Source organism: Burkholderia sp. HMSC10F09 (genome assembly GCF_001806955.1).
Lineage (GTDB): Bacteria > Pseudomonadota > Gammaproteobacteria > Burkholderiales > Burkholderiaceae > Burkholderia > Burkholderia multivorans.
In genome coordinates this window covers 1-5513 of sequence record NZ_KV786605.1, presented here as the reverse complement: position 1 = coordinate 5513, position 5513 = coordinate 1, and the positions used below count along the sequence as shown (strand labels likewise).

General features: G+C 66.6%; 4 protein-coding genes. 1 reads left to right on the top strand and 3 read right to left on the bottom strand.

All coding sequences use genetic code 11. The features are described 5' to 3' along the window. Positions 1-65: 65 nt before the first annotated feature. The 3 genes from argC to HMPREF3115_RS07085 all read right to left on the bottom strand — a co-directional run bounded on the left by argC (position 66) and on the right by HMPREF3115_RS07085 (position 2713). Complete coding sequence (gene argC, locus HMPREF3115_RS07095) at positions 66-1016, bottom strand: N-acetyl-gamma-glutamyl-phosphate reductase (RefSeq protein WP_053296718.1); 951 nt, start codon at positions 1014-1016, stop codon at positions 66-68. Between the two features lie 194 nt (positions 1017-1210). After that, positions 1211-1801, bottom strand: coding sequence for a YbhB/YbcL family Raf kinase inhibitor-like protein (locus HMPREF3115_RS07090; RefSeq protein ID WP_006408263.1), 591 nt, complete (start codon positions 1799-1801; stop codon positions 1211-1213). A 225-nt stretch (positions 1802-2026) separates the two neighbouring features. Then, the gene (locus HMPREF3115_RS07085) at positions 2027-2713 is read right to left on the bottom strand and encodes an orotate phosphoribosyltransferase (protein WP_006401311.1); all 687 of its coding nucleotides are present in this window, start codon (positions 2711-2713) and stop codon (positions 2027-2029) included. Between the two features lie 457 nt (positions 2714-3170). Here HMPREF3115_RS07085 and HMPREF3115_RS07080 point away from each other — a divergent pair, with 457 nt between their 5' ends. Continuing rightward, positions 3171-5441, top strand: coding sequence for an NADP-dependent malic enzyme (locus HMPREF3115_RS07080; protein ID WP_006408265.1), 2271 nt, complete (start codon positions 3171-3173; stop codon positions 5439-5441). The last annotated feature ends 72 nt before the right edge of the window (positions 5442-5513 follow it).

The window sequence follows — 5513 nt, the reverse complement described above, 5'->3', positions numbered from 1 at the left end:
CGTTCAGTTGCTTAACTGAACGGCATTACGGCCAACGGCCGGCTTTGCATCGCGTGCGATGACGATCAGCGCTTGAGGCCCGTGTCCTCGGCTGCGCCGATGTTGATGTTCATGCACTGGATCGCGGCGCCCGACGCCCCCTTGCCGAGGTTGTCGAGTCGCGCGACGGTCACGAAGCGCTCTTCGTTGCCGAATACGAACAGGTCGACGCGGTTCGTGTCGTTGTTCGCCTGCACGTCGAAGAAGCCGCCGTCGAGGTTCGCATCCGCGTTGAACGGTGCGACGCGCACGAACGGTTCGTCCGCGTAGTACTCGGCGAACACGCGCTGCACGTCCTGCGGCGTCGCGCGCTTCGCGAGCTGCTCGGGCGTGAAGTACGTCGTCACCGCGAGGCCCTTCAGGAACGGGCCGACGATCGGCGTGAAGATCGGCGGGTTCGCGAGGCCCGTATGGGCGGCCATCTCGGGCAGGTGCTTGTGCGTGAGGCCCAGTGCATACGCGCGCGGGCTCGCGAGCTTGCCGCCCGGCGCCGCGTTCTCGTAGTCGGCGATCATCGACTTGCCGCCGCCGCTATAGCCCGTGATCGAATAGCTGTGCGCGGCGAACGTCGGTGCGACGATGCCGGCCTCGACGAGCGGGCGCATCGCGAGCACGAAAGCCGACGCGTGGCAGCCCGGCACCGCGATGCGCTTCGACGTGCGGATCTTCTCGCGCTGGCCGCGCGCGAGTTCCGGCAGCCCGTACGCCCAGTCGGCATGCGTGCGGAATGCGGTGCTCGCGTCGATCAGCGTCGTGGCCGGATTCTCGACGAGCGACGCCGATTCGCGCGACGCGACGTCGGGCAGGCACAGGAACGTGACGTCGGACGCGTTGATCAGGCGGCGGCGTTCGTCGACGTCCTTGCGCTTCTCTTCGTCGATCCGCAGGATTTCGATGTCGTTGCGCGCCGACAGGTATTCGAAGATCTTCAGGCCGGTCGTGCCTTCCTGACCGTCGACAAAAACTTTGGTGCTCATTTCGCTCTCACTGAAACGGGGGCGCCGCGGCCCGAAAACCGACATTTTAAGACGTCATCCGCTGCACCTGCAGCGCACCGGGGAAAAAAAGCGGCCTGCGCGGCGCGCAGGCGCCGTCACCGCCGCGCGGCGTGCCGCCCGAAGCGGCAAGACGCAGTCTAGCGAGCCGACATGACGGAAAGGCATCGGATGCGTCACTGTCCGTAGCGGACGACGAGCCGCGCGGTGCCGATCGTCTCCGTGCCGATTTCGTGCTCGAACATCGGCGCCGGCCGGCCTTGCGCGACGCGCAGGTCCGTCGCCTTCAGCGCATAGACGGTGATCACGTAGCGATGCGGCCTGCCGGGCGGCGGGCACGGGCCGCCGTAGCCGTCGGTGCCGAAGTCGTTGCGCGCCTCGCTCGCCCCGATGCGCCGCAGGAACCCGGACGCGCTCGCGTCGGCCGGCAGGCTCGTGACGGTACGCGGAATGCCGGTCACGGCCCAGTGCCACCAGCCGCGGCCCGGCGCGTCTGGGTCGAACATCGTGACGGCGTAGCCTCGCGTGCCGGGCGGCGGATTGCGCCAGCTCAGCTGCGGCGAACGGTTCTCGCCCTTGCAGTCGCCGCGATCGAACAGGTTCGCGGTGCCGACGCGGCCGCCCGGCGTCAGATCGTCGCTCGATACGGTGAACGGCGCTTGCGCATGCGCGAACGCGCAGGCCAGCATCGCGCAGGCGGCGGTGACGACGAACGCACGCGGACGACCCGATGGCGCAGGCGGAGCGATCCGGCGATCGACACGCATATGGCGCTTCTCCCGTCACGTGGCGCGGGCCGAGCGGCCCGGCATTGTTGGTGTGTGCGTGGCCGGCGCAAGGGCAGGCGGCGACGCATGAAGTCTAGCATTCGGGGTTGGATGCACGAAGCGGATGCCACGCCGTGACGCACGGCACGTACGGACGAAAAAAAACCGCTCGCGATCGCGAGCGGTTCGTGCGTGCGGCGTACCGGCATCGACGCCGGCGCAGCATTACTCCTGGGCGCCCGTCGCGCCGCCGTGCGCGGCCGACCACTCGGCCGGCGCGTGCAGGAATTTCTCGACTTCGTCGAGCGTCTTCGTCTCGAAGTAGCCCGATGCCTTCGCGACGCGCAGCACGTCCCACCAGGTCGCGAGCGCGTGCAGGTCGACGTCGATGTCCTTCAGGACCGACACGCTTTCCTTGAAGATGTTGTAGTGGAACAGCACGAAGCAGTGATTGACCTTCGCGCCGGCTGTGCGCAGCGCGTTCACGAAGTTGATCTTGCTGCGGCTGTCGGTCGTCAGATCCTCGACGAGCAGCACGCGCGAGCCTTCTTCCAGATGACCCTCGATCTGCGCGTTGCGGCCGAAACCCTTCGGCTTTTTGCGCACGTACTGCATCGGCAGCATCATCCGGTCGGCGATCCACGCCGCGAACGGGATGCCGGCCGTCTCGCCGCCCGCCACCGCATCGATCTGCTCGAAGCCGACGTCGCGCATGATCGTCGTTTCCGCCATTTCCATCAGCGCACGACGCACGCGCGGATACGAGATCAGCTTGCGGCAGTCGATATAGACGGGGCTCGCCCAGCCCGACGTGAAGATGAACGGTTTTTCGGCGTTGAAGTGCACCGCCTGCACTTCGAGCAGGATTTTGGCGGTCGTATCCGAGATCGACTGACGATCGTAGCCTGTCATGGGCATTCCTTGGGTGATGAGCGAGGAGCGGGCGCGGGCCCGGTGGCGCAGCAAGGGGAACCCGGCCGGGAGCCGGGCGCGACCGGGAGGCCGATCGCACCGCTGCGCGCGTAGCCCGCAATTTTACCCGATTCAGGGCGGTTTTCGGCGGAATTCGCGCAGGTTCGCCCGACTGCTCGCCACCGGTGAAACAAGTGGGCCGCCCGCGCCGGCGGCTGATGGCGGGCATGCCGTGGCGCAGCAACGCGCGTCATTCTCGGGGGTGTACACTAGGCGACCCTTAGAAATCGTTCCGTACTTTGCATCTGCTTCTTGCCACCCGCCAAGGTTCGAGGGCGTGCCGATCCGGCGCGCCGCGGCCGTCTCGCAGTCGACCATCCCCTCGATTCACGCAGACGCGGCTCAAGGTGCTGTGTACCGGACCGTCAACATTTCGCATGTCTCTCGCAGGTCAATCATGGACGAACAACTGAAGCAGGCCGCTCTCGCCTATCACCAGAACCCGAAACCCGGCAAGATTTCGGTCACGCCGACCAAGCCGCTGTCGAACCAGCTCGACCTCTCGCTCGCGTATTCGCCGGGCGTCGCGGCCGCGTGCGAGGCGATCCACGCCGATCCGCTCGACGCGCAGAAATACACGTCGCGCGGCAACCTCGTCGGCGTCGTGACGAACGGCACGGCCGTGCTCGGGCTCGGCAACATCGGCCCGCTGGCCGCGAAGCCGGTGATGGAAGGCAAGGGCTGCCTGTTCAAGAAGTTCGCCGGCATCGACGTATTCGACATCGAACTCTCGGAATCCGACCCCGACAAGCTCGTCGAAGCGATCGCGATGCTCGAGCCGACGCTCGGCGGCATCAATCTCGAGGACATCAAGGCGCCGGAATGCTTCTACATCGAGCAGAAGCTGCGCGAGCGCATGAAGATTCCCGTCTTCCACGACGACCAGCACGGTACCGCGATCATCGCCTCGGCCGCGATCCTGAACGGCCTGAAGGTCGTCGGCAAGAACCTCGCGGACGTGAAGCTCGTGTGCTCGGGCGCCGGCGCCGCGGCGATCGCGTGTCTGGACCTGCTCGTGAACCTCGGGCTCACGAAGTCGAACATCCTCGTGACCGACTCGAAGGGCGTGATCTACGAAGGGCGCGGCAATCTCGATCCGTCGAAGCAGCGCTACGCGGCGACGACCGACGCGCGCACGCTCGCCGACGCGATCGTCGGCGCGGACGTGTTCCTCGGCTGCTCGAGCGCAGGCGTGCTGAAGCAGGACATGGTCAAGGCGATGGCCGACAAGCCGCTGATCCTCGCGCTCGCGAACCCGGAGCCCGAAATCCGCCCGGAAGACGCGAAGGCCGTGCGCCCGGACGCGATCGTCGCGACCGGCCGTTCGGACTACCCGAACCAGGTCAACAACGTGCTGTGCTTCCCGTTCATCTTCCGCGGCGCGCTCGACGTCGGCGCGACGACGATCACGGAAGAGATGAAGCTCGCCTGCGTGCGCGCGATTGCGGAGCTGGCGCAGGAAACCGACCAGAGCGAGGAAGTCGCGAAGGCGTATGAAGGCCATTCTCTCGAATTCGGGCCGGAATACCTGATTCCGAAGCCGTTCGATCCGCGCCTGATCATCAAGATCGCGCCGGCCGTCGCGCAGGCCGCGATGGATTCGGGCGTCGCGACGCGTCCTATTCAGGACATGGACGCGTACCGCGAACAACTGGGCGCAACGGTGTACCGCACGGGCATGGTGATGCGCCCGGTGTTCGCGACCGCGAAGAAGGCCGCGGCACGCATCGTGTTTGCCGAGGGCGAGGACGAGCGCGTGCTGCGCGCCGCGCAGTTCGTGCTGCTCGAGAAGATCGCGAAGCCGATCATCATCGGCCGTCCGTCGGTCGTCGAGATGCGCCTCGCGAAGATCGGCTCGAAGCTGAAGGCGGGCGTCGATTTCGAGATCGTCAATCCGGAAGACGACACGCGCTACCACCGCTACTGGCAGGCGTATCACGAGATCGGCGCGCGCGACGGCGTGACGCCGGAAGTCGCGAAGGCCGCGCTGCGCAAGTTCAACACGCTGATCGGCGCGATGCTCGTGCACCTGGGCGATGCGGACGGGATGATCTGCGGGATGATCGACACGTACCACAGCCACCTGAAGTTCATCGAGCAGGTGCTGGGCCGCGCGAAGGGCGCCGAGCACTTCGCGGCGATGAACCTGCTGATGCTGCCGGGCCGCAACCTGTTCGTCTGCGACACGTACGTGAACGAACTGCCGAGCGCCGAACAGCTCGCCGACATGACGATCCAGGCCGCGGCCGAGATCGAGCGCTTCGGGATCGTGCCGAAGGCCGCGCTGCTGTCGAACTCGAACTTCGGCAGCGCGCCGTCGGCGTCGTCGCGCCGGATGGCCGAGGCCCGCAAGCTGATTGTCGAACGTGCGCCGAACCTCGAGGTCGACGGTGAAATGCACGGCGACGCCGCGCTGTCCGAAGCGGTCCGCAAGGCCGCGTTCCCGGGCACGACGCTGTCGGGCGAAGCGAACCTGCTGATCATGCCGAACGTCGAAGCGGCGAACATCGCGTACAACCTGCTGAAGATGGTCGGCGGCGAAGGCGTGACGGTCGGCCCGTTCCTGCTCGGCGCGGCGAAGCCGGTCCACATCCTGACGCCGGCCGCGACCGTGCGCCGGATCATCAACATGACGGCCGTTGCCGCCGCGAACGTGAACACGAAGTAAGCGTGCGCGTCTGCCGCGCCCGCTGCGCGGCGCAAAGAAAAAGGTTCATCGCAGGAAACCGTGGAGGGTTTG

Excerpts from the sequence above, each read along its gene's own strand:
- HMPREF3115_RS07085 (WP_006401311.1), bottom strand. The coding sequence starts at position 2,713 with ATGACAGGCTACGATCGTCAGTCGATCTCGGATACGACCGCCAAAATC.
- HMPREF3115_RS07090 (WP_006408263.1), bottom strand. The coding sequence starts at position 1,801 with ATGCGTGTCGATCGCCGGATCGCTCCGCCTGCGCCATCGGGTCGTCCG.
- HMPREF3115_RS07080 (WP_006408265.1), top strand. The coding sequence starts at position 3,171 with ATGGACGAACAACTGAAGCAGGCCGCTCTCGCCTATCACCAGAACCCG.
- argC (WP_053296718.1), bottom strand. The coding sequence starts at position 1,016 with ATGAGCACCAAAGTTTTTGTCGACGGTCAGGAAGGCACGACCGGCCTG.